This window comes from Nocardioides rubriscoriae, from assembly GCF_008087085.1.
Classification (GTDB): domain Bacteria; phylum Actinomycetota; class Actinomycetes; order Propionibacteriales; family Nocardioidaceae; genus Nocardioides; species Nocardioides rubriscoriae.
Map to the genome: position 1 here is coordinate 237913 of NZ_VIYJ01000001.1, position 22896 is coordinate 260808.

Annotated in this window: 20 protein-coding genes; 10 read left to right on the forward strand and 10 right to left on the reverse strand. The window is 73.2% G+C overall.

All coding sequences use genetic code 11. The features are described 5' to 3' along the window. Positions 1 to 87: 87 nt before the first annotated feature. The 3 genes from FZC61_RS01210 to FZC61_RS01220 form a co-directional block, all read right to left on the reverse strand. Positions 88 to 1779, reverse strand: a complete 1692-nt coding sequence (locus FZC61_RS01210; protein ID WP_281289789.1) for a type IV pilus twitching motility protein PilT — start codon at positions 1777 to 1779, stop codon at positions 88 to 90. An 88-nt stretch (positions 1780 to 1867) separates the two neighbouring features. Beyond that, positions 1868 to 3598 (reverse strand): GspE/PulE family protein, encoded by a 1731-nt coding sequence (locus FZC61_RS01215; protein ID WP_246142457.1) that lies wholly within the window; start codon positions 3596 to 3598, stop codon positions 1868 to 1870. 126 nt (positions 3599 to 3724) lie between these two features. Then, positions 3725 to 4834: a type IV pilus twitching motility protein PilT gene (locus tag FZC61_RS01220; RefSeq protein WP_148611651.1), complete on the reverse strand. Its 1110-nt coding sequence runs from the start codon at positions 4832 to 4834 to the stop codon at positions 3725 to 3727. A gap of 290 nt (positions 4835 to 5124) precedes the next feature. On the opposite strand from FZC61_RS01220, the gene pilM reads away from it, so the two are divergent. The 4 genes from pilM (at position 5125) to FZC61_RS01240 (ending at position 9255) form a co-directional block, all read left to right on the forward strand. After that, on the forward strand, positions 5125 to 6240 hold the full coding sequence (gene pilM, locus FZC61_RS01225; RefSeq protein ID WP_148611653.1) for a type IV pilus assembly protein PilM: 1116 nt from the start codon (positions 5125 to 5127) through the stop codon (positions 6238 to 6240). Positions 6241 to 6250: 10 nt separating this feature from the next. Continuing rightward, the gene (locus FZC61_RS01230) at positions 6251 to 7099 is read left to right on the forward strand and encodes a hypothetical protein (protein ID WP_148611655.1); all 849 of its coding nucleotides are present in this window, start codon (positions 6251 to 6253) and stop codon (positions 7097 to 7099) included. Next, positions 7096 to 7785: a hypothetical protein gene (locus FZC61_RS01235; protein ID WP_148611657.1), complete on the forward strand. Its 690-nt coding sequence runs from the start codon at positions 7096 to 7098 to the stop codon at positions 7783 to 7785. Before FZC61_RS01230 ends, FZC61_RS01235 begins: the two co-directional genes overlap by 4 nt. 204 nt (positions 7786 to 7989) lie before the next feature. Beyond that, the gene (locus FZC61_RS01240) at positions 7990 to 9255 is read left to right on the forward strand and encodes an HNH endonuclease signature motif containing protein (RefSeq protein WP_148611659.1); all 1266 of its coding nucleotides are present in this window, start codon (positions 7990 to 7992) and stop codon (positions 9253 to 9255) included. Between the two features lie 176 nt (positions 9256 to 9431). On the opposite strand, the gene FZC61_RS01245 is transcribed toward FZC61_RS01240, so the two are convergent. Continuing rightward, positions 9432 to 10226: a hypothetical protein gene (locus FZC61_RS01245; protein ID WP_148611661.1), complete on the reverse strand. Its 795-nt coding sequence runs from the start codon at positions 10224 to 10226 to the stop codon at positions 9432 to 9434. Between the two features lie 100 nt (positions 10227 to 10326). After that, positions 10327 to 11694, reverse strand: coding sequence for a DUF4388 domain-containing protein (locus FZC61_RS01250; RefSeq protein ID WP_170285921.1), 1368 nt, complete (start codon positions 11692 to 11694; stop codon positions 10327 to 10329). Between the two features lie 202 nt (positions 11695 to 11896). Here FZC61_RS01250 and FZC61_RS23305 point away from each other — a divergent pair, with 202 nt between their 5' ends. Next, positions 11897 to 14116 (forward strand): peptidoglycan DD-metalloendopeptidase family protein, encoded by a 2220-nt coding sequence (locus FZC61_RS23305; RefSeq protein WP_148611666.1) that lies wholly within the window; start codon positions 11897 to 11899, stop codon positions 14114 to 14116. An 18-nt stretch (positions 14117 to 14134) separates the two neighbouring features. Here the strand turns inward: FZC61_RS23305 and FZC61_RS01260 are convergent, their stop codons facing one another. From FZC61_RS01260 to FZC61_RS01270, 3 genes are all read right to left on the reverse strand, one after another. Further along, the gene (locus tag FZC61_RS01260) at positions 14135 to 14818 is read right to left on the reverse strand and encodes a hypothetical protein (protein WP_148611668.1); all 684 of its coding nucleotides are present in this window, start codon (positions 14816 to 14818) and stop codon (positions 14135 to 14137) included. A gap of 208 nt (positions 14819 to 15026) precedes the next feature. Further along, entirely contained in the window at positions 15027 to 15545 is a 519-nt protein-coding gene (locus FZC61_RS01265; protein WP_148611670.1) for a hypothetical protein, read from the reverse strand. Positions 15546 to 15676: 131 nt separating this feature from the next. Next, positions 15677 to 16087, reverse strand: coding sequence for a hypothetical protein (locus FZC61_RS01270; RefSeq protein ID WP_148611672.1), 411 nt, complete (start codon positions 16085 to 16087; stop codon positions 15677 to 15679). Positions 16088 to 16235: 148 nt separating this feature from the next. Between FZC61_RS01270 and FZC61_RS01275 the strand changes: the two genes are divergently transcribed. After that, complete coding sequence (locus FZC61_RS01275) at positions 16236 to 16793, forward strand: hypothetical protein (RefSeq protein ID WP_148611674.1); 558 nt, start codon at positions 16236 to 16238, stop codon at positions 16791 to 16793. Positions 16794 to 16863: 70 nt separating this feature from the next. On the opposite strand, the gene FZC61_RS01280 is transcribed toward FZC61_RS01275, so the two are convergent. Both FZC61_RS01280 and FZC61_RS01285 read right to left on the reverse strand, forming a co-directional pair. Continuing rightward, positions 16864 to 17598 carry a FliA/WhiG family RNA polymerase sigma factor gene (locus FZC61_RS01280; RefSeq protein WP_148611676.1) on the reverse strand — a complete coding sequence of 245 codons (735 nt, stop codon included), beginning with the start codon at positions 17596 to 17598 and terminating at the stop codon, positions 16864 to 16866. A gap of 143 nt (positions 17599 to 17741) precedes the next feature. Next, the gene (locus FZC61_RS01285; protein ID WP_246142458.1) at positions 17742 to 18245 is read right to left on the reverse strand and encodes an RsiG family protein; all 504 of its coding nucleotides are present in this window, start codon (positions 18243 to 18245) and stop codon (positions 17742 to 17744) included. 195 nt (positions 18246 to 18440) lie between these two features. On the opposite strand from FZC61_RS01285, the gene FZC61_RS01290 reads away from it, so the two are divergent. From FZC61_RS01290 to FZC61_RS01305, 4 genes are all read left to right on the forward strand, one after another. Beyond that, positions 18441 to 19811 (forward strand): putative bifunctional diguanylate cyclase/phosphodiesterase, encoded by a 1371-nt coding sequence (locus FZC61_RS01290; RefSeq protein ID WP_148611678.1) that lies wholly within the window; start codon positions 18441 to 18443, stop codon positions 19809 to 19811. Between the two features lie 195 nt (positions 19812 to 20006). Next, the gene (locus tag FZC61_RS01295) at positions 20007 to 20819 is read left to right on the forward strand and encodes a prepilin peptidase (RefSeq protein ID WP_148611680.1); all 813 of its coding nucleotides are present in this window, start codon (positions 20007 to 20009) and stop codon (positions 20817 to 20819) included. Positions 20820 to 21075: 256 nt separating this feature from the next. Further along, positions 21076 to 21510: a response regulator gene (locus FZC61_RS01300; RefSeq protein WP_148611682.1), complete on the forward strand. Its 435-nt coding sequence runs from the start codon at positions 21076 to 21078 to the stop codon at positions 21508 to 21510. Next, positions 21507 to 22886, forward strand: a complete 1380-nt coding sequence (locus FZC61_RS01305; protein ID WP_148611684.1) for an EAL domain-containing protein — start codon at positions 21507 to 21509, stop codon at positions 22884 to 22886. Before FZC61_RS01300 ends, FZC61_RS01305 begins: the two co-directional genes overlap by 4 nt. The last annotated feature ends 10 nt before the right edge of the window (positions 22887 to 22896 follow it).

The following is a 22896-nucleotide window of genomic DNA, read 5'->3' on the forward strand; positions in this document are numbered from 1 at the left end:
GCTCCTCGGTGCGGAATGACCAGGGCACCGCTCGGTCGAGCCGGTCCCTGACAGGGTTATCGGTACGGCGGCCCTGCTACTGGAGTGCTACTGGAGCCCGCCGAAGCCGCCGGAGCTGAACTGCTGGCGCGCCAGGTACTTGTCGACGTCGGCCGCGTCGCCACCGACGAGTCCGAGGAAGTCCTCCTTGTCGGAGCACTTGTCGAGCCCGGTCTGCCAGGAGATCCGCCCCGCCTTGACCAGCCGGGCCAGGTCCTGGTTGAGAGTCTGCATGCCGAACTTGGCTCCGGCCTGCAGGGTGCCGGGGATCTGGGCGAGCTTGTCCTCACGGATCTGGGCGCGGATGGCGGGGGTGGCCATCATGATCTCGACCGCGGCCTGGCGCCCCTTGCCGTCGCTGGTCCGGCACAGCGTCTGGCACACGACACCCTGCAGGGTGCCGGCCAGCTGGGTGCGCACCTGCTGCTGCTGCTCGGGCGGGAAGACGTCGATGACGCGGGTGATGGTCTCGGCCGCGGACTGGGTGTGCAGGGTGCCGAAGACGAGGTGGCCGGTCTCGGCGGCGGTGAGCGCGACCGAGATGGTCTCCAGGTCGCGCATCTCGCCGACCAGGATGATGTCGGGGTCCTGGCGCAGCACGTGCTTGAGCGCGTCCTGGAAGGAGTGGGTGTCGTCGCCGACCTCGCGCTGGTTGACGATGCAGCCCTGGTGCTGGTGGAGGAACTCGACCGGGTCCTCGATGGTCATGATGTGGCCCGACCGCGTGCGGTTGGCTTTGTCGATGACGGCGGCCAGGGTGGTCGACTTGCCGGAGCCGGTCGGCCCGGTGACGAGTACGAGGCCCCGCTCAAGCTGGGAGAAGTCACCGATGATGGTCGGGAGGTTGAGCTCCTCGAGGGACTTGATCTCCCAGGGGATCGTCCGCATGACGGCACCCACGCTGTTGCGCTGCTTCAGCACGTTGACACGGAAGCGGGCCTGGCCCGGGACCGTGTAGGCGAAGTCGAGCTCCCACCGCTCCTCGAAGGTCTTCTGGTGCTTGCTGGTCATCACGCCGAACATGGCGGTCTGGATCTGCTCGCCGGTCAACGGCTCGTAGCCGGGCACCCGCTGCATCTCGCCGCGGACGCGGATCGTGGGCGGCGCGCCGGCCGACAGGTGCAGGTCGGAGCCGCCGGCCTCGACCATGAAGACCAGGATGTCGTCGAGCACGATGGGCTGCGCGGTCTCCTCGGCGGCCTCGACGGCCTGGACACCGGGCGTGGCGGCGCCGGGGGCCAGCACCGGCGCCCCCGACGGGGTGGCCGGCCGGGAGGGCTCCGGCGCCAGCCCGAGCGTGGGCGCGGCGACGGGCGCCGGCGCTGCGGCCGGCTCGACGGGGACGGCGCGCATCGCCGGGACCGGGGCGAGCCCGGGCGTCGCGTGCGCCGCGGGTGCGTACGACGGGACGGGGTCGACGGCCGGCGCGACCGCGGCGACCGGCGCGACCGGTGCGACCGGTGCGGCCACGGGCAGGCCACCACCCTGCGGCGGCGCCACGACGTCGTCACGGATCGCGCGGCGGCCGACCGGGCTGACGGGCAGGACCGGCGCCATCGGGGCCAGCGGCACGACCGGCGCCGAGGGGACCACCGGCTCACCGGAGGCCACCGGCACCACCGGTGCCACGGGAGCGACGGGCAGACCGGTGGGCGGTGCGACCGGCAGGCCACCCGCTCCCGGGGCGGTCGGGAGTCCCCCGGACGGGGCGACGGGGGTGTCGTCGTACGGATCGGTCATGTCGGAGCCTCTCGAGGGATTGCTTCGGAAGGGTTCTCGGTCGACCCGGGCCCTCCCTTGACGCGAGCGGTGTCGCGAAGGACGTGGGTCAGGTGGCGACGACGCGCAGGATCTCCTGGATCGAGGTCAGGCCCTGCCCGACCTTCAGCCAGCCGTCCTCGAGGAGCGTCTTCATGCCCTCCGAGCGCGCCAGGCGCATGACGTCGTCGGAGGCGACGCGCTGCACGGCGAGCCGCTCAACCGACTCCGAGACCGTCATGACCTCGTGCAGGGCCATCCGGCCCTTGTAGCCGGTGGTCGAGCAGAAGTTGCAGCCGACCGGCCGGTAGAGCATGGGCAGCGGGTCGCCCTCGTTGTAGGGGAAGTCCGGGATCGCGAGGAGCTCCTCCGCGGTGGGCACGTACTCCTCACGGCACTTGCTGCACAGCTTGCGGCACAGCCGCTGGGCCAGCACGCAGTCGAGGGCGGAGCCGACCAGGAACGGCTCGATCCCCATCTCGACCAGGCGGGTGATCGCGCTCGGCGCGTCGTTGGTGTGCAGCGTGGACAGCACCAGGTGACCGGTCAGGGCGGCCTCGACGGCGATCTGCGCCGTCTCGTGGTCACGGATCTCACCGATCAGCACCACGTCGGGGTCCGAGCGCAGGATGGACTTCAGGGCCGCGGCGAACGTCATGCCGGCCTTGTCGTTGGTCTGCACCTGGTTGATGCCGGGGATGCGGTACTCGACCGGGTTCTCCACGGTGATCACGTTGACCTGCGGGTCGGAGACGATGTTGACGGTCGCGTAGAGCGTCGTCGACTTCCCCGAGCCGGTGGGCCCGGTCACCAGGATCATCCCGTAGGGCTTCTCGTAGGACTCGCGGTAGCGCTGGAAGTTGGCCGGCGAGAACCCCAGGTCGTCCAGGCTCATCTGCGCGGTCGAGTTGTCGAGGATGCGCATGACGACCTTCTCCCCGAACACCGTGGGGAGGCACGCGACGCGCAGGTCGATCTTCTTGCCCTCGTGGACGACGGAGAGCCGGCCGTCCTGGGGCTTGCGGGTCTCGGCGATGTCGATGCCCGCGGTGATCTTGAGCCGGGAGATGACCGCCGCCTGGATGCTCTTCGGGGCGGTGTGGGCGTCCTTGAGGACGCCGTCGATGCGGTAGCGCACCCGCAGGCTGTGCTCGCCGGGGTCGAGGTGGATGTCCGAGGCACCGTCGGCGATGCCCTGGTTGACGAGCAGGTTGACGAAGCGGACGACCGGCGCCTCGGCGGTGATGTCGCCGAGGGCGGCCAGCCCACCGTCGTCGGTGTCGTCGTCGTCACTGAGGTCGGAGGCGAGCTGGTCGAGCTCGCCGTCGGGGCGGTAGCACCGGTTGACCTTGGCGGCGATGTCCTCCTTCATGGCGATCGCGAACTTGATGTCCGCGCGCGCCATGCGCTTGAGGTCGTCCTTGAGGTTGAGGTCGCGGGCCGCGGACGCGGAGGCCGCGACGACCAGGCGCGGTCCGTCCCAGCACAAGGGGATGACGTTGCGCCGGCGGCAGATGTCACCGGTGAGCCGGGTCTGGGCTCCCGCGTCGATGGCGTAGTCGATGAGCTCGACGAACTCCATGCCGAGGACCTCGCTGTTGGCCCGTACGGCGTCGACCTTGGTGATGGCGCCGCTGGCGACCAGCACGTTGAGGAGCGGCTGCTGCTTCTCGAGGGCGACGAGCTCTGCGGCAGCGACCTGCTCCTCGGTGAGCTTGCCGTGCCCGAGCAGGTTGAGGACGCTGGCGCTGCGGTCGGGCCCGGACGCGCCGGACGCCGTGCTCATCGTGGTCAGGGTCATGGTGGTTGTTCTCCGCGCGTCGGGACAGGGTGGGAGGTCTCGTCCTAGGTCCTATCGGCCACCCAGGGGGCTGACACGAGGGATCCGGGGCGCCAATTAACGGCACCGGCCCCGGCACCGGCCCGGTCAGGCCGCGTCGACGACCTGCGGGCTCATCCCGGCCCGCTTGAGCTGCACGCTCAGGTCGTGGGGGTTGGTCGAGGCCGCCTTGGCGTCGGCCACGGTGACCTGCCCGGACATAGCGAGGTCGACCAGGTGCTGGTCGAACGTCTGCATCCCGTGGTGGCGCCCCTCGGCGACGATGTCGAGGATGTCGTGGGTCTTCTCGGGGTCGGCGATGGCCTCGGCGATCCGGGAGGTGTTGACCAGGACCTCCATCACGCACACGCGCCCGGTCCCGTCGGCCTTGGGCACCAGGCGCTGGCAGATGATGCCCTTGAGCGAGGCGGCCAGGGCCAGCCGGATCTGCTTCTGCTCGCTCGGCGGGAAGAAGTCGATGATCCGGTTGACGGTCTCCGCCGCGTCCGTGGTGTGCAGCGTCGACATCACGAAGTGCCCCGTCTCGGCGGCGGAGGCCGCGGCGCGCACGGTCTCGACGTCGCGCATCTCGCCGATGAGGATCACGTCGGGGTCCTGGCGCATGGCGGCGCGCAGCGCCACCGAGAAGTCCGTGGTGTCCAGGCGCAGCTCGCGCTGGCTGATCGAGGCGACCTTGTCGGCGTGCAGGATCTCGATGGGGTCCTCGATGGTCAGGACGTGGACGGGCTTGGTGCTGTTGATCAGGTCGACCATGCCGCCGAGGGTGGTGGTCTTGCCCGAGCCCGTCGGGCCGGTCACCAGGACCAGCCCACGGCCGTGGAGGGCCAGGTCGCTGATCACGCTGGGTACGCCGAGCTCGGCCAGGGTCAGCGGGGTGTCGGCGACGCGCCGGCAGACCAGGGCGGCGGTGCCGCGCGCGCGGAAGGCGTTGGCCCGGAACCGGCCGAGGCCGTGCAACGAGATGGAGTAGTCGGCCTCGTTGGTGTCGGCGAACTTGCGACGGGTCTCGGCGTCCATCGTCTCGGTGATCCACTCCTCGGCCTGCTGCGGCGTCAGGGGGGCGTGGTCGAGCGGGGTCAGCACGCCGGAGATCCGGATCTTGGGCGGGGAGGCCACCTTGAGGTGCAGGTCGGAGCCCTTGTGGTCGACGAGGGCCTGGAAGAAGGGCGTCAGCCGGAGGGGGGTCTGCGTGGTCATCGACGTCCTTCGGACGGGAGGGGCACCAGCCGGTCCGGCGCGCGGACCAGCCGGCCCGGGACGGGTGGCACCTAGACCATCGGCAGCACGAGGGGCTGCCTCAAGGCCCGTCGTGGTTCGCCGGGGTTCGTCGAGGACGACGTCGCGAATTCCGTCCTGGCGGTCAAGGCAGGGGCACCGCACCCCGATAACTGCTCCAGAAGGCCCCGTCCCCTGTGCGGACGAGGCGACACAAGAGGCCCGGCCCGCACCGGGACTCACCGACTCAAGGGGTACGAGTGGGACGCACGATGGTCAGTCTGGACCTCGGTGGCTCCGGGGTCCGCGCCGTCCAGTTCACCCTGGGCAAGAAGGGTCCCTCCATCGAGAAGATGGCGGTCGCACCGCTGCCCGCCGGCGCGATCGTCGCCGGCGAGGTCCGTGACGCGGGCGCCGTCAGCGCCGCCCTCAAGGAGCTGTGGTCGAAGGAGAAGCTGAAGTCGAAGAAGGTCGTCTTCTCCCTGGCCAACAGCCACGTCCTGGTGCGCCAGATGGACCTGGAGTGGCTCGCGCCCGACGACTTCCGCAAGTCGTTGAAGTACCAGGCGGCGGAGTACATCCCGATGGACATCGACGAGGTCACCGTCGACTACCACGCGCTGCGCGACTTCGAGTCTGTCGACCCGGTGAGCGGCCAGACGCGGCGGTTGCTGCAGATCCTGCTGGTCGTGGCCTCCAACGAGACCCTCGACGGCTTCCTCACCGCGCTCGGTGGCGCCGGTCTGCGACCGGTGCGCGCCGAGATCAGCCCCTTCTCGCTGGTGCGTGCCACCAACCCGGCGCCCCGCCAGGACTCGACCGTCGAGGTGCTCCTCGACCTCGGTGCCCACGTCGCCAACCTCGTCATCCACGAGGGCGGCCAGCCGCGCTACGTGCGGATCATGACCGGGCAGGGCGGCGACGTGCTGACCCAGCTGCTGCGCGACCGCTTCGAGTGGTCCCACGACGAGGCCGAGCAGACCAAGATCGCCCTCGGGATGCCGACCTCGCAGCCCGCGGGAGCCGCGATGGGGGTCTCCAGCACCGTCTTCGGCGGCGTGGCGACCGCCGCGGTCACCACCGACGAGCACCCCGCGCAGACGGTGATCAACGAGTCGGTCTCCCGCCTCATCGGCGAGGTACGTCAGACCGTCGACTTCTTCATGACCAGCGGCCACGACGTCAGCCCGCTGTCGCGGGTCGTGCTGACCGGCGGCGGCGGCAACCTGGGCGGGTTCGCCCAGCGACTGTCGTCCGAGCTGCGCGTGCCCGTCGAGCACGGGAACCCCCTGGACCACCTCTCGATCGGCAGGCGGGTGAAGCTCCCCGACGGAGTCACCCCGCAGGAGATGTCGATCGCTCTCGGCCTCGCGATGGGAACCAGCTGACATGGCGATCATGACCAAGACGGACACCAAGGCCGCCAAGGGCCGGCGCGCTGCCGACCCCGAGGCCGCCGGCCCCGGCAAGGAGAAGCGCGCGGCCAAGGGCGGACGCAAGGGCGCCGGGCGCGACAAGGCCGCCGCCGAGTCGTTCGTGCCGTCGCTCCCGAGCATCAACGTGCTGCCGCCCGCCGTGATGGAGCGCGAACGCGTCGAGCGGCTGCGGCGTACCTTCGCCGTCGCCGCTGTCGGCGCGGTCGCCGCCGTCGGCGCCGGCTTCGTGCTCCAGGCCGGGGCCATCTCCTCGGCCAACGCCGAGCTGGACGCCGAGAGCGCCAAGACGTCGCAGCTGTCCGCGCAGGCGGCCGCCCTGGCTCCGGTGAAGACCTACTACGTCACGGTCGAGGCCAACGAGGCGACGATCCAGCAGACGATGTCGCGCGAGGTCCTGCTCTCCGACGTCGTCGACCGCCTGTACGCCACAGCCCCGCCGACCGTCGACCTCGGCACGGTCTCGATCGCCGTCGACACCACGCCCGTGCTGCCCGACGCAGCCGCAGCACCGCTGGACCCGGCGGCGGCGACCACCGGCGCCTGCCCCTCCCCCGACCCCTACGTCGCCCCCGGCGAGTCGGCGGGCTGCGTGACCATCACCGGCACCGCCGCCTCGCGCGCCGCCCTGGGTGACTGGGAGACGCAGCTGTCCCGGACCGACCTGTTCGACAACCTCTTCATCTCCAGCTCGGCGGCCGCCGCCGAGGCGGGGCCGAACGCGATCACCTTCTCCGCCTCGGTCTCGGTGACCGGTGCGGCCTACGTCAACCGGTACGCCGACCCGGCGTTCGTCGAGGGCAGGACCCGATGAAGAACCTCAACAAGCTCGCCCTGACCAAGCTCGTCGGTGGGGCCGTCGTCCTGCTGATCCTGGTGGTCGGCTACCTGCTGGTCCTGTCGCCGCGGATGAGCAAGGTCGACGAGATCAAGGCCCAGACCGAGTCGACGGCCCAGAACAACCAGGCCGTCGCCACCACCATCGCCGACCTCGAGGACAAGAAGGCCGGCCTCGACGCCCAGCGTCGCATCGCCAAGGCCCTGGCCCGCCGATTCCCGACCACGGCCGTGCAGGCCGACATGTTCGCCGACATCCGCGACGCGGCCGCCCAAGCCGGCATCAAGGACGAGAACGTCACCGCGCTGACCCCGACGGTCCCGGTGACCGCGGACTCCCTGGCGGCCAACGGCGGCGCGACCCTGCCCCAGGCCGGCGTTCCTGCAGGTACCGGTATGGCGACTTCGCAGGTCTCGGCCACGGTGACGGGCACCCGTCAGCAGCTGCAGACCTTCCTGGCGGCCATGGAGGGGCAGTCGCGCTCCTACCTGTTCGACACCGCCGGGCTGAGCCCAGCGGGTGAGACCGACGGCGCCCCCAGCAGCAACTACACGCTGGCGCTGACGGGCTCGATGTTCCTGCTGCCCGCGGTGGTCGACCCGGACGCCCCGCCGCCCGCGGCGACCACCGAGGCTCCGGCCGACACCACGACGGCGCCGTAGGCGTCACCCCTCCCCCGCTGGCGGGCCCCACCTCGAGTCGAGGTGGGGCCCGATCTCGTCCGTGGGACCGCACCCCACGGTGGTCGAGGAGGTCGCGCTAGCGACCGTCTCGAGACCCACCCACCGCCACCGACCCCAGAAACCCATCCACAAACGCGTAGCACACACTTTCGAATATGAGCAATCAGGCGTAGAATAAGCGGCATGAGCACCCGCACCCGGACCCGCAGCAACGACCCGCTGCTCGAGTCCGTGCGCGCGCACCGCGACGCCGAGTCTCGCGAGCAGGTCGCCAAGCTGAACGCAGTCCTGGACTGGGCGGCGGTCAACACCGCCGACGAGTCCGAGACCGCCGCACTGCTCGACCCCATGGAGGAACCCGCCCTGCACCTGGGCGGCACCGGGTGCCCGGTGATCGGCGAGTACGCCGCCCTCGACCTCGCCCTGTCGCTGGGCATGAGCACCGACGGTGGTCTGGCCTACCTCGGCAAGGCGTTGGAGCTGCGCTACCGGCTGCCACGCCTCTACGCGCGGGTCGTCAGGCTCGAGGTGCCGGTGTGGAAGGCGTTCCGCGTCGCCGAGCACACCACCGACCTCCCTGTTCTAGGTGCCGGGGAGGTCGATAAGGACATCGCCCCCTTCCTCCACTCTTGTTCCTGGGCCCAGGTCGACCGGGCCGTCGACGCCGCCCGGGCCAAGCACGACCCCGACGAAGCCGAACGCCGTAGGAAGAAGGCCGCCGAGCACCGCCACGCCGACGTCCACCTCGGTCACGCCAACACCTCGGGCACCGTCGAGATGACCGCGACCCTGGATCTGGCTGACGCGATCGACCTCGAAGCCGCACTCAAGAACGGCGCCCAGGCCTTGGCCGACCTCGGATCGACCGAGTCGTTGGACGTACGCCGCTCCCAGGCCCTCGGCGAGATGGGCCGCCAACAGCTCGCCCTGGACCTGCTCACCGGTGAGATCACTACCGGCGGCGGGTCCGGGCGCGGGGTGACCCTGTACGCCCACGTCGCTGCCGACGACCCCGACCTGCCGGGCTTCTTGGACAACACCTGGTCCCCGGTGCTGGTCGAGCAGATCCGCGCCTGGTGCCAGCAGGCCGGCACCAAGGTCACGATCAAGCCGGTCGTCGACCTCGCATCGAACCCGTGCACCGAGGCCTACGAGCCCACCGACGCGATCCGCGAGCTCGTGCGACTCAGGGACCACACCTGTGTGTTCCCCGGCTGCACCCGGCGCCGTGTCGACCTCGACCACATCGTCCCGTTCTCAGCCGGCGGGCCTACGTCGGCTCACAACCTGGCCATGTTGTGCCGACGTCACCACCGCGCCAAGACCCACTCCCGGTGGCGCTACGTGATGCTGCGCCCCGGGCTCTACCACTGGACCAGCCCCACCGGCGCGACGTTCCTCGTCGACCGCAGGCCCCCGACGCTCCGCCCACCACGCCGACGACCCTGAACGCCCCACCGACCCCGCCCAGCACCACCACGGCGGGGTCACCGGCACGCCCAGCGGTCCTCACCCCACCGTCCGGTCGAGCAGGCTGCACCACACGGTGGTTGAGGAGGCCGCCCGCGGCTGTCACGAAACCACCCAGGCCGCGTCGGTGCCGTGACGGCGTACGACGACTGCGGTCAGGCCGAGATGGGCTCGAAGCGCTCGCGCAGTCGGCGGCCCTCGATGGAGCCGAGGGAGTCGGCCAGGCGGGAGCGGACGGTGGAGACGGCGTCGGCGAAGTCGGCGGAGAGGGACTCGATCGCGTTGGTCGCGTCGACTGCGAAGGCCCAGCGCAGGTCGACGCTGATCAGCGAGTCGTCGCCGACGGCGGCGGCCGCGTCGAGCAGGTAGGCCTCGAAGGTGGCCCAGTCGGCCTGCCAGGCGTGGGGCAGCGCGTCGTCGACCCGGCCCTCGCGCACCAGCTCGAGCGCGGTGGCCATGTAGTGACGCGCCTCGAGCGTGCGCTCGGCGCTGGCCTCCGCGACGGTGGCCCCGCCCAGGCGCTGACGGGCCACCTCGGCGACCTCGGCGGCGGTGGGGGCAGGCAGGCCCTCGAGGTGGTCCAGCGGCGACAGGCGCCGCTCCATCAGGCTCTGCGCCGCGGGGTCGAACGCGGCCGAGAGCCCGTCGCGCGCCGCGCGGACCGCCTCGACGGCGGTCGTCGCCGCCGGCGGGTGCAAGGCGTAGGTCGCCAGGGCGCGGGCCACGGTCGTGGCGATGTCGAAGAACTGCTGGTCCGGGGTCGGGGAGGCGATCATCACGCGCTCCCACATGATCGCCTGGACGGTATTGATGTCAGCGGCCCACGTGGCGCTCACGGCGCCGAACGCGTTGCCCTCCGCGGCGTAGCGACGGGCCAGCCCGCGATAGCTCGCGATCCGGCTCGTCGTGTCGGCGTACAGCACCTCGGGCGTGTGGCTGGTGATCGTCACCGTGGTTGCTTCCTCTGCTCAGGCGGTCTGCGTCCATGAGGTGTATCGGCCCGCGACCTGCGGCGCCGTAGCCTTCCGACCGACCAACTTGGCCTGGCGGCTAGGCGCCCTCGGTCGAGGCCTCACGCAGGCGGGTGTCGGCTGCGGTCACGTGGCCCTGCAGCTCGGTGGTGACGACGGCCAGCCGGTCGGCCTCGGCGCGCAGCCGCTGCTGCTCGGCGGCGACGGCGGCCGCCCGCTCCCGGACCCGCTGGAGGTCGGCGTGGGCCGTCTCGTGGTGTGCCTGCAGCTCGGCCGCAGCCCGTCGTACGGCGCCGGCCCGCTCGCTGGCCCGGTCGTGCTCGAGCTGGGCCCGGGCCAGGGCCTCGCGGGCCGCAGACAGCTCGAGCTCGGCGGCCGCGACCTCCTGAGTCATCTGGTGGGCCACCCGCTCGACGTCGACGGCGGCCGACTCCAGCCGCGGGGTGTCGAGCGCGAGGTCGGCCGCGTGCTGCTGGGCCCGGCCCAGCGCCGCCTGGACGTCGTCGACGGCGACCAGGTGCCGGTCGAGGGCGGCGAGCGCACGGGCGCGCACGGCCCGCGCGGCGTCGGCCGGCACCGGGCTGGCCACCGGAACCACCGGCGCCACCGGGGTCACAGCGACAGGAGCCGGCACCGGCAGCGGCACAGGACGGACCACCGGCGGCGGCGCCACCGACGTGTACTCCGGGACGGGGTGGGCGCGCAGGACGTGGGCCGGCGCCCCGGGCCGTACGACGATCTCGGCGAGCCGCGCGTTGACCAGGGCGTGCAGGAGGTAGCCGGTCTCGAAGCGGGTGAAGCCGCACTCCCCCGCGACCTCGTCGACGGTGCGCTGGCCGTTCATCGCGTGCAGCAGCGCCTGGGCCTCGGCCGGGACGCCGACGGGGGCGGCCTCCGGGGGCCCACCGGTGGGCACGGGGTAGCAGACCTCGACGGCGCTGCCCGCGGCGATCGAGCCCCACAGCAGCTCCCACCGCGCGCGGCGCTTGACCACGGCCTTGAGGACGCTGCTGATCGCGACCGGCGCCATCGTGAACGACGTCGTGGTCACCCCCGGGACGAAGACCCCCTCGGCGCCGACCCAGGTGGCCATCGCGCCGATGGCCGACAGGGTGATCTCGCGGTGCACCGCGGCCAGCACGTCGGCCGCCAGGTCGCCCCGCTCCACCAGCGCGTGGCCGAGGTACGGCGAGTGGGCGTCACCGTCGCAGGCGGCGAGGACGGCGTCGAAGGCCTCGGCGGTGACCAGGTTGCCCGACCTCAGCCGGTGCCCCACCCGCGGTCGGAACCCGTCGACGTCGACCGCCACCAGGGCGCCGTCGACGAGGTAGACCTGCCCGGACCGCACCTCGCCCCGGTCGACGACCTGCAGGCACCCCGTCCCACGGTCACGGGCCCCGCTCAGCAGCCCGGGAACCGTCTCGCCCAGAGGCGCGCTCGTGGTCATCGTTCCTGCCCTCGTTCGATCGTGGGAGCCGGCCTGTCCCGTCGGTCCTCCCCCTAGGGATCGACCCGGGGGTGGTCGGTCTTGAGTGCTCCGGCGCGCGGACTTCGACCGGTCTGGACGCACGCCGAAATCGTTCCAGCGGCGCGGTCCGCCGGCCGATACCTCTCCTGATCACGACCCGCGCGCCCGCGAAGGAGACCCCGTGCGCCACCGCACCGCCCGCACCCGCCTGCTCGGCGTCGCCACGAGCCTCGCCGTGGCGCTGGCGTGCGCGGCGGCACCGCTGCCAGGGGCCCGCGCCGACGGCGGGTCGGGTACGGCGGCGGCCGGCGCGGGGGCGTACGACGGCGACCGGTCGGGGGCCGACGAGCTGAGCGCGCTGCGTCGGGAACTCCGGGGCGCCGACATCTCCACGCTGGCGGCCAAGGCGGCCGAGATCCAGGCGGCGTTCGTGTCGGCGGCCATCGGCTATCGCCAGGCACGCACCGACGCCGCCGCGGCCCGCGAGGTCGCCGCGGCCAAGAAGGCCGACCTCGACGAGGCGCAGGGCGTGGTCGAGGCGGCCCGCGCGGAGCTGCGGTCCTCGGTGATCTCGGCCTACACCGAGGGCATGGGGCCGCGGTCGTCGCCCTTGGCGGCGGTGCTGTCGTCGCGCTCGGACTCCCCCAGCGACGCGCTGGCGGCCGGGATGTCGCTGCAGCTGATGATCTCGTTGGCCCGGGCCAGCGACGCCCGGGCCCAGCAGGTGCTCGACCGGGCCCAGATCCTGGCCGAGGAGGCGGCGCGGGCCGAGGCGGCCGCGCACGACGCCGAACGCCGGGCCGAGGCGATGCTCACGCAGATCCAGCGCCAGGCCAAGGTGCTCGCCCACGCCTCGCAGCGCGCCGTCGGCGCGGCGGAGGAGATCGCCGAGGCCCAGCAGGCCGCGCGCGACCGGGCCGCCGCCGAGCAGTGGCAGGCCTACCTGCGCTCGCTGGCCCGCGCCGGGGTCAAGGCCCCGACCGCCGCGCAGATGCTCGACCCCCGCACCCTGCCCGACCGCTTCGGCCCCCTCGAGCTCGCACCGCCGCCGTCGGCCCCCCGCTCCGCGCGCCCACGCCAGGTCCGGGGAGTCGCCACGACGAGGTCGGGGCGCTCGACCCTCACCGTCCTGCCCGCCCAGACCATCGCCGTGGTCACGCGCGCGTTCGCGGCGCTCGGCACGCCGTACGAGGTGGACGCCTCGGGCCCCGACAGCTATGACTGCGGCGGGTTCACCCAGGCCCTGTGGGCCGACGAGGGGTTCCGGCTCGGTCCGGACCCCGCGGCCCAGCTCGCGGCGAGCATGCCGGTGAGCTACGCGGAGGTGCAGGTCGGCGACCTCGTCTTCACCGGCACCCGCCGCCGCAGCCTGCAGAACGTCGGCCTCTACGTCGGCGCCGACCTGATGCTCGCGGCCGACGGCCCGACCGCCGCGGTCGCCGTCGTCCCCGTCTCCTCCCCCGTGGCCGTGGCGCGGGTGACCCTGCCGGCACCGACGCGGCCCGGGCGGCGCGGGGCGCGGCGCGAGCCGGCAGACTCCGCGACCATCCGGTGCGGGCTCGACACCCAGGTCTCGTCGACGGCCGGCTTCGTCTCGCCGGTTGCCGAGGGTGACTTCACCTTCACCAGCCGCTGGGGCGAGACCGGGCCGCACTGGGCCAGCTATCACACGGGGCTCGACTTCGCCGCCGCGCCGGGCACCCCGGTGGTGTCGGTGCTGGCCGGCACCGTCGTCTCGGTCGAGGACAGCCCGTGGGCCGGGCCGTTCTACACGACCATCGACCACGGTGACGGCGTCACGACCACCTACGCCCACATGGAGCGCTCGGACGTCGACCCCGGCGACGTCGTCGAGCCCGGCCAGCTGATCGGCGCCGTGGGCGCCTACGGCAACGCCACCGGCCCGCACCTGCACCTCGAGGTCCACGTCGACGGCTACGACGTCGACCCGATGCCCTACCTGCTGGGCACCGCCGCCACCACCGGCGCCGGGTGGGGCGGCCTGGCCAACGGGATGATCCCGACCAACCTGCTGTGCCCGGTCACGGCCGCGCCCGGGCACCTGCTGCGCTGCGACGCGGCGCGCGCCCTGGACGTGCTGGCGTCGGCGTACGAGGACGCGCTGGGTGAGCCCTTCTGCGTCACCGACTCCTACCGGACCTACGCCGCCCAGGTCGCGCTGTTCGCCCGCAAGCCGTCGCTGGCGGCGGTGCCGGGCACGAGCAACCACGGGTGGGCGCTGGCGGTCGACCTGTGCGGCGGCGCCGAGTCGTTCGGCACCCCCGAGCACGACTGGCTGGTGGCCAACGCGCCGCGCTGGGGCTGGGTCGACCCGACGTGGGCGCGCCCGGGCGGGTCGAAGCCGGAGCCCTGGCACTGGGAGTTCGGGCAGGTGTCCTGACGGCTCGCCCGGGACGCGTCAGACGCGTCGGCCCTCGGCGGTGCGGGGCACGGACGCCTCGTGGACCTGGCACGGCGGGCCGGAGTGCTCGATGGTGTCGGGCAGGAAGCCGGGCGACCCGGTGCACCCGCGCACGACCTTGCCCTTGTAGATGCGGCCCACCCCCGCGAACGACGACCGCGAGTGGGCGGGGCCCTTGGCGCCGTTCTCGCCGGTCACCGCGACGATGTAGGACGGCTGGATCTTGACCTGCTGCCCGGTGTCGGGGGTCAGCAGCAGCTCGTAGTGGTGGATCGCGCACCGGCCCAGGAACGTCTGGTCGGCCCCACCGGGCATGCGCACGGTCACGAGTGCGCGGGTGCCGTGGAAGGGGCCGAGGTCCATCCGCTGGCCGGACGCGACGACGAACGTCGTGGCGAGGTGCCCGGCGTAGCGCCCGTAGCCGTAGCGCACCGGGTAGGACTTGCCGATCACCTCGCGCACGGCCTCCTCGGCCGCGGCGAAGTCGACGGCACGGCCGCCGGTGAGCCAGCGCGGCTGGCCGTCGTTGGAGACCACCAGGTCGCCGACCTCCCACGCGAACGAGTTGGGCTCGGCGGTCACCTTGGCCTCGAAGTGGCTGGTCTCCCACAGCCACACCTCGAGCAGGTCGAGGTCGACGTAGCGCCACGGGATCGGCGACAGCCCCGCTGAGTCGTTCACGCCTTCACCCCCTGGTCGCTGTGGTCGTCGTCGTCGGACCGCGCGTCGCGCGGCAGTGCGCCCTTTAGTCTGCCGGACCCCGGCACCCGCGTGGGAGGAACCGCCAGGTCCGAGACGTCGACCGACGGCGACCACGCGCACCGACGACGAGACCCCCACGACCGGGTCGTGGGGGCCTCGTCGTACGCCGGGCTGCAGGGGCCCGTCGTCACGTCCGCGAGATGGGAGGCATGCTCGGGACTCGTCGGGTGGGTACGCCGTGGGTGGGCGCCGGCAGGACGTCGACGTGGACGTCCGCCTCGGCCTCGGCCTCGACGTCCGTCTCTGCCTCGACCTCTGCCTCGGGCTCGACCTCGGCCTCGGGGTCCTGGTCGGACCACTCCTGCGCCGACCACTCCTCCTCGGCCCACCCCTGGGTCTCGGACCAGTCGGTCTCGACCTCCACCTCGGACTCCACCTCGACCAGGTCCACCTCGGGCTCAGCCTCGAGCTGCGGGGTCCAGGCCTCCACGTGCAGGACGGGCGCCGGCTCCTCGGGCTCCTCGAGCGGCTCGGCCGGGAGCGCCAGGGCCAGCACCGGCGCGGCCGGGGCAGGGAGCGCCGCGGCCTCGTCGGTCGCGAACGCGTGCGGCGCCGCGCCCGGGACGAAGCCGAGCTCGGCGGCCAGGGACGCGAAGATCGCGGGCTCGAGGCTGGGCAGAGGCTGGAGCTGCTGGGCTGTCGACATCGTGACCTCGGGGGGGTTGTCGGTGCTGTTGCTACAGGTCGTGCTGCAGGTCGTGCATCGGGTCGTGCATCGGGTACTGCTGGAGGTATCGGCTCCCAGCGACGCCGGGTTGAGGCCGGGGCGTCGACGACTCAGGCGTGGGCGGCGTACGGCGGCCATGGGTCGTGCGGCGCGTCGAGCGCGTCGCACCACTGCGACGCGGTGGCGCCCTGCATCAGCGCCGCCACGTCGGGGGCGATCGCCGCACCGGTCTCGGGGTCGATGCCGAGCTCGACGGCGACGAGGTCGGCGCACGGGGCCGGCTCGTCCTGCCAGGTGTGGTCGGGGTCCAGGAGGGGATCGCGCCGGGCGACGGGCTGCCGGGGCCGGACCGGTACGACGGGTCCGGCCGGCAGCGACGCCTCCGGGGTCCGGGCAGCCGCGCCGGACACGTCAGCAGTCCGGGCGGCCAGGAGCGGCCCGAAGTAGGCGTCCCGGCGGGCGTCCGCGGCGGCCTCGGCGGCAGCGAGCCGCTCGGCACGTCGCCCACGGAGCCTTCTCATGACGAAGGTATCGGCACGACCGGGCCGCACCTGAGGGATCGGCCGTGCGAGAAACGACGCGCCGGTCGGGTCGGCCGACCGCGACCGCCGGGCCGCCTCGGGTCGTATCCTGACCCGGCCACGCCACGCCCAGCAGGGAAGTTGACCCATGCTCCTCACCAACCTCGCGCTCTTCGCCGCGATCGGGCTGGCCGTCGCCGCGAGTGCCGCCTACATCGTCCATCGGGTGCGCAGGGTCAGCCGCGAGGCCCGCGCGCGTGAGCAGCGACGGGCCGCCGCGCTGCTGGCCGAGGTCGGCGCCGCGCCGCCTACGGCGGTCCCGGTCCTCCCGGTGCGCCCGATGCGCCCCGTGCGTCCCGTCGGTGCTGTGGATCCCGTGGGTCCCGTGGGCGCCGAGCCTGCGGCGGGGCGCCTCGACGACGCCCTCAGCTCGTTCTTCGGTGCCCCTGCCGTGGCCCCGACCGTCGTACCCCCTGCGACGCCTGCCGCGCCCGCCGCCGACGGCTCGGCCCTCACGGCCTGCGCCCGCGACCTCGCGGACCGGTTGCGCGAGGCGGCCGACCGCATCGACGAGATCGCGGCCCGCGCGACCGGGACCACCGAGGAGCGGTCGGAGTCGATCGTGTCGGTGGCCACCGAGGCGACCTCGCCCGCTGCGTTGCGGCCGGTGATCAGGGCCGGTCTGCCGACGTCCGGCCCCGGCTGAGCCGAGGCTGCGGTCGAGCGGTCTCGTGACGGTTGCCAGGGCAACCTCCTCGACCACCGTGCGCGCGGGGCTAGGAGCTCAGGGCGTGGGCGAGGCCCTGGCGCAGGGAGGCGGTGGCCCGGCTGCGCAGCTGGCTGACGCGCGACTCCGTCACCGACAGGACCTGACCGATCTCCCCCAGGGTGAGGCCCTCGAAGAAGTAGAGGGCGATGACGATCTGGTCGCGCTCGGGCAGGGTCTTGAGCGCGTCGAGGAGCGCCTGGCGGGTGTCGGCGTCCTCGAGGGCGGCGTCGACGGCCGGGGCCAGGTCGTCGAGCGCGGCGACCTCGTCGTCCTCGACCGTCGAGACCGAGGTGGGCCGCTCACGCAGGTCGCGCAGGGCCTGGGTCGTCAGGTCGAGCTCGGCGGCGAGCTCGGCGTCGCTGGGCGCCCGGCCCAGGCGGACCTGCAGCGCCTCACGGGCCTTCTCGACGTCGCGCAGCTTGCTGCGCACCGAGCGCGGCACCCAGTCCGCGGCCCGGATGCTGTCGATGATCGCCCCGCGGATGCGCGGCACGGCGTAGGTCTGGAACGCCCAGCCCCGGTCGGGCTCGAACCGCTCGATCGCGTCCATCAGGCCGATGACGCCCTCGGAGACGAGGTCGGCGGAGTCGACGCTCTGCGGCAGCCCGCTGCGCACGCGGCCGGCGACGTACTTGACCAGCGGGGAGTACTGCAGCACCAGCTGGTTGCGCAGCTCGGGCGAGCCGGTCTCCTTGTAGCGGCGCCACAAGAAGTCCACCTCGTCGGCGCCTACCGTCGTCACAAGGCGAACCCTAGCGAAACGTCACGGACCGCGGGCCGGGAACGGCGCCGCCGGTGCCACGTCGTGCTGAGAAGGTGGAGACCGGGGAGGGGGGACCCGGTCTCACCTGGAGCATCGGAGCGCCGCGGGGGCGACTTGAGGGCTCAGGCGAGGATCTCGAGCGCGCGGCTCGGGTCGGCGCGGTAGCGCACGATGAGCTCGGCCGTGGCCTCGTCGATGCGGTCGTGCAGCGCGCGCCGGTACGACGTGAGCGTCAGCTCGGCGGCGCCGAGGCGCTCGAGCGCCTCGGCGGTGTCGGAGGCGTCGGTGGGGGTCACCCACACCCCGGCGAGGTCGGGCAGGTCGGGCAGGGGGTCGGCCGCCCGGACCCGGTGCAGGGCCTGGCGGACGTAGCCGGTGCCGGTGTCGCCCAGGACACGACCCAGCGCGTCGACGTCGATCGGGGAGTCACCGAGGTTGCCGGCCTTGAGCAGGTCGACCCGGGCGTGGATCAGACGACGCCAGTAGGAGATGCGCTCCTCCTCGGTGCGCAGCCGCTCGCGGTACTCGCGCAGCTCGGCCAGGCTCACCGAGGCCAGGTGGGGCGAGGCCACCGCGTCCTTGATGGTGCGCCGCTGCCCGCTCAGGGGCAGGTCGTCGTCGGTCACATCGTCAACTCTAAGTGACCCGAGGGGCGGGTGGTGCCCGGTTGCCCGCATCCGTACGTCGCCACTTGACGACGACCTCGGCCGGCGACTCAAGTGCCGCGCCGCCGCGGCCGATCCTTGGGATGTCCCCTCCACCCGGGAGCCCCCCATGAGTTCCACCGTCCCCGGGCCCGTCCTCCCCCTCGTGACGCCGTCATGAGATCACCGACGAAGCCCGACACCGCCGTCGCGGCGTGGCAGCCGACCCGCACGCCCGCAGCACGCCGCGACCCCCTCACGGGGCTGGCGCGCCGTGAGGAGCTCGACGACCACGGGCCCGCCCTGCTGGCCCACGCCACGGCGCTGGGCCGCACCGCGGTGCTGATGGTGCTCGACCTCGACGGCTTCAAGGAGCTCAACGACGTCGCCGGCCACCACGTGGGCGACCACGTCCTGGCCGAGGTCGGCCGCCGGCTGCACGAGATCTCCGGCGACCACGACCTCGTGGTCCGGCTCGGCGGCGACGAGTTCGCGGTGCTGTGCACCCCGACCAAGGCCCCCACCGACACCGGACCGGCCCGCGCGCAGCGCGTCATCGACGCCCTCGCCGAGCCGCTGGAGGTCGACGACCTCACCGTCACCGTCGGGGTCTCGGTCGGGCTGGCCTCCTACGGCGTCGACGGCACCACCCTCGACGAGCTGCTGCGCGCCGCCGACCAGGCGATGTACGCCGCCAAGGAGGCCGGGTCGCGGCAGTGGCGGGCCAGCACGCAGCCAGGGCCCCACGAGGAGAGCCGCAACCGCCAGCTGGTCGAGGACCTCGAGGCCGGGCGCGCCGCCCAGCAGCTGCAGCTGCACTACCAGCCCCAGGTGTCGATGACCACGGGCGAGGTGGTCGGGTTCGAGGCGCTCGTCCGGTGGAACCACCCCGACCTCGGGCTGCTCCCGGCCCGCGAGTTCGTCCCGCTCGCCGAACGCACCGGCACCATGGGTCCGATCACCGACGCGGTGCTCGAGATGGCGCTGGGCGACATGGTCGCGCTCCAGGGCCACGTCCCCGGCGCGCGACTCGCGATCAACGTGACCCGGCGCCACATCCTGGCGCGGGGGCTCGTCGACGACCTGGCCGACGCGGCCCAGCGGCACGGCCTGGCCCCGCAGGACATCGTCCTGGAGATCTCCGAGCCGCTGACCATGCTCAGCTCGGAGGCCCACGACGTGTTCGCCTCGCTCAGCGAGGGCGGGTTCGCGGTGAGCATCCGCGGCTTCGGCACCGCCCGCTCGTCGCTGACAGCACTGTGGAACAACCCGTCGGTCCGCGAGGTCAAGGTGGACCCCTCGATCGTCGCGGTCCTCGACGACGACAAGACCCGCCAGCTGGTCGGCGCCCTGGTCAGCGCGGCCCACAGCCTCGGCATCCGGGTGGTCGCGCAGGGCGTCGAGGACGCCGTGGCGGCCGCGGCGCTGGCCCGCCTGGGCTGCGACGTGCTGCAGGGCTACTGGGTGGGCGTGCCGTCGCGCCTGCCCGACCTGGGTGAGTGGTGCGCGTCCTGGCGGCCCCAGCAGGTCCTCGCCCTCCACGGCTGACGGCACGACTGACGGCACGACTGACGGCACGACGTCTCGGCCGGCCGAAGTGGTCAAGTGACCCCCCTGCGGTCCCGATGACTCAGGTGCAGCCCGTCACCACCGTCCCCCGGAGACCCTCATGTCGCCTCGCCCGCCGGCCCCGTCCCTGGCCCGCTCGGTCGCGCCCCGCACCCCAGCGTCGGGGCCGCGGCGATGAGCACCTGGTCGCTGCTGCCCACGGTGTACGTCGTGGTGTCGGTCGGCATCCTGGGCCTGCTCATCGGCTCCTTCCTCAACGTGGTGGTCCACCGCGTGCCCGCCGGGCTGTCGGTGGTCAACCCGCCGTCGGCCTGCCCCGGCTGCGAGCACGTCATCCGCGCCCGCGACAACGTCCCGGTCGTGTCCTGGCTGCTGCTGCGCGGGCGGTGCCGTGACTGCGCCCAGCCGATCCCCGTGCGCTACCCCCTGGTCGAGGCCGGCACCGGCGTGGCCTTCGCCCTGACGGCCTGGCGCCTGGGCGACGACCCCGTCGTCCTGCTCGCCTCGCTGGTCGTGGTCGGCGCCGGCATCGGCCTGGCGCTCATCGACCTCGAGCACCAGCGGCTGCCCTTCGCGATCACCCGCGTGATGACCCTGCTGGTCGTGCTCGTCGTCGTCGCCGGGTCCGCGGCCGGCGTGTCCGACGTCGAGTGGTCGGCCGTCGCCGTCTCCGTCGCCAGCTGGACCGGTCTCTACGCCCTGCTGCACTACGGCTCCGGTGGCCGCGCCATGGGGTTCGGCGACGTCGCCCTGGCCCCGGTGCTCGGCCTGGTGCTCGGGCTCGTGGGCTGGCCGGCCAGCCTGGTCGGCCTGTTCGCGGGCTTCGTGCTGGGCGCCGTGGTCCTGGTCCCCCTGCGCGTGACCGGGCACCTGGGCCGCCGTGCGCCGGTCCCGCACGGGCCCTTCATGCTCGCGGGCGCCGTCCTCGGCCTCTTCGTGGGCGTCCCGCTGAGCCAGGCCTACCTGTCAACGATGGGCATCGCCTGACCGGTCGACGGTCCCCGCATGGCCCGAACTGACTAGGGCGTCAGGGCCGCGGGTGGGTTGTGCGCCGTCGACGGCGTACCAGATGATTCATGGACCGCATAGCGTCACACCAGTCACACGTCCACGGCCGGTCTAGATATGTGCCATTGTTTTACTCAAACAGTGGCGGGACCGGTCGAACCCCGCAAGGCTGGCGGTCGACCCGCTCCACTCCCACTCCTGCGCTCCCGTCGCACGCCCCTGACCTGGAGGTTCCGTGCAGCCCTCGGTCCTCGTCATCGGCCATGACGCCGACCGGCTGCAGGCGACCTGCGACGCGCTGGCCCTGGGGCGGCTGACCAACCCGGTCGTGGCGTGCCGCGACGCCTCCGACGCGCGCGACTACGTCCTGGGCCGCCCGCCGTACGACGACCGCGACCAGCACCCGCTGCCGGCGGTCGTGGTGACCGACCTGCACCTAGGCGAGGGCAGCGGCCTCGACGTCCTGCGGCTGGTGCGCAGCCACCTGTCGCTGCGCCGCACCCCGGTGATCGTGGTGGCCGACGAGGCCGAGGACCACGAGATCACCGAGGTCCAGCACCTCGGCGCCGCCGCGTTCCTCGCCCAGCACCTGGCCGCCGACGTGCTGCTCGGGGTCATCCGCGACACCGGCGTCCCCTGGTCCGTCGGCCGCGTCGAGGCCGGCGCATGACCGCGCCGCTGCCCGTGCCGGGCGACTCGGGCGACGTGTCCTCCGCCAAGGTCACCCTGGGCCTGGCCGAGCACGACGCCGACCTGCCCACCACCACCTCGCTCATCACCGCGATCGCCGAGATGCGCGGCGAGCTGTCCCTCGACCGCCAGGCGCTGGTGCTCCTCGCGGCCACCGTCTCCAACGCCGCCGAGATCGCCGACGTCCACGGGGCCCACGCCCTCGAGGTCGTCTCGGCGCAGGTGGCGCGCCGCACCCTGCAACACGACACGCTGCGGGTGCAGCTGCTGCGCGCCTCGCCCCTGGGGGGCTTCCTCGCCGCGGTCGTCGTCGACCGCGACCTGGCCCGCGCGCAGGTCGACGAGCTGCTCAGCGACGTACGCCGCCTGGTGGGCCTGACCGACGACCAGGTGTGGCCGGTCGTCACCGTCGGCGCCTGCGAGTGCGACGACGACGACATCGGCGCCGTGATCCGCGACGTGCGCTCGTCGGTGGTCGCCGCCGGCCGCGAGTCGCCCGGCGCGACGCGCTGGCGCGCGGGCGTGTCGGCCCCCGGGGTCGTCGACGACCTGGGTCGTGCGCGCGACCTCGCCCTGGCCATCGAGTCGCACGCCGCCCACCCCGACCAGCTCCACCTGCACTACCAGCCGCTGCACGACCTGCGCAGCGGTCGCGTCGTCGGCGCCGAGGCCCTGCTGCGCTGGGACCACCCCGAGCGCGGCTCGATCTCGCCGATGCTCACCGTCGAGGCCGCCGAGCGCACCGGGCTGATCGTGCCCCTCGGGCGCCTGGTCCTCAGCCTGGCCCTGGGCCAGGTCGCCGAGTGGCGCGGCCGCCTCGACCCCGACTTCCGCATCCACGTCAACGTCTCGCCGCTCGAGCTGCGCGAGCCGTCGTACGTCGACGCCGTCGAGGCCGCGCTGATCCGCGCCGGCGTCGCCCCCTCGCAGCTGGTCCTCGAGGTCATCGAGACCGCCCTGCTCGCCGACGAGCCGTCGGTCTACACCACCCTCTTCGCGCTGCGCGACCTCGGCGTCGGCCTCAGCATCGACGACTTCGGCACCGGCTACTCCTCGATCGCCCACCTGCACCGCCTGCCGATCGACACCGTCAAGGTCGACCGCTCCCTGATCTCGGGCGTCGCCGACGAGTCGAGCGACTTCATGCTCACCCGTGCCGTGCTCGGCCTGGTCGCCACGCTCGGCGTGATGGTCGTGGCCGAGGGCATCGAGACCGCTCTCGAGGCCGCCCACCTGCGCTCGATGGGCTGCCATTTCGGCCAGGGCTACCACCTCGGCCGTCCCGTGCCGCCGGCGCAGTTCCTGCCGGCCCCGCCGAGTCGGGCCCGCAGCGTCTCGTCGACCGCGACCGCCTGAGGCTCCGACG

Excerpts from the sequence above, each read along its gene's own strand:
- FZC61_RS01210 (WP_281289789.1), bottom strand. The coding sequence starts at position 1,779 with ATGACCGATCCGTACGACGACACCCCCGTCGCCCCGTCCGGGGGACTC.
- FZC61_RS01215 (WP_246142457.1), bottom strand. The coding sequence starts at position 3,598 with ATGACCCTGACCACGATGAGCACGGCGTCCGGCGCGTCCGGGCCCGAC.
- FZC61_RS01220 (WP_148611651.1), bottom strand. The coding sequence starts at position 4,834 with ATGACCACGCAGACCCCCCTCCGGCTGACGCCCTTCTTCCAGGCCCTC.
- pilM (WP_148611653.1), top strand. The coding sequence starts at position 5,125 with ATGGTCAGTCTGGACCTCGGTGGCTCCGGGGTCCGCGCCGTCCAGTTC.
- FZC61_RS01230 (WP_148611655.1), top strand. The coding sequence starts at position 6,251 with ATGACCAAGACGGACACCAAGGCCGCCAAGGGCCGGCGCGCTGCCGAC.
- FZC61_RS01235 (WP_148611657.1), top strand. The coding sequence starts at position 7,096 with ATGAAGAACCTCAACAAGCTCGCCCTGACCAAGCTCGTCGGTGGGGCC.
- FZC61_RS01240 (WP_148611659.1), top strand. The coding sequence starts at position 7,990 with ATGAGCACCCGCACCCGGACCCGCAGCAACGACCCGCTGCTCGAGTCC.
- FZC61_RS01250 (WP_170285921.1), bottom strand. The coding sequence starts at position 11,694 with ATGACCACGAGCGCGCCTCTGGGCGAGACGGTTCCCGGGCTGCTGAGC.
- FZC61_RS01265 (WP_148611670.1), bottom strand. The coding sequence starts at position 15,545 with ATGTCGACAGCCCAGCAGCTCCAGCCTCTGCCCAGCCTCGAGCCCGCG.
- FZC61_RS01270 (WP_148611672.1), bottom strand. The coding sequence starts at position 16,087 with ATGAGAAGGCTCCGTGGGCGACGTGCCGAGCGGCTCGCTGCCGCCGAG.
- FZC61_RS01275 (WP_148611674.1), top strand. The coding sequence starts at position 16,236 with ATGCTCCTCACCAACCTCGCGCTCTTCGCCGCGATCGGGCTGGCCGTC.
- FZC61_RS01290 (WP_148611678.1), top strand. The coding sequence starts at position 18,441 with ATGAGATCACCGACGAAGCCCGACACCGCCGTCGCGGCGTGGCAGCCG.
- FZC61_RS01295 (WP_148611680.1), top strand. The coding sequence starts at position 20,007 with ATGAGCACCTGGTCGCTGCTGCCCACGGTGTACGTCGTGGTGTCGGTC.
- FZC61_RS01305 (WP_148611684.1), top strand. The coding sequence starts at position 21,507 with ATGACCGCGCCGCTGCCCGTGCCGGGCGACTCGGGCGACGTGTCCTCC.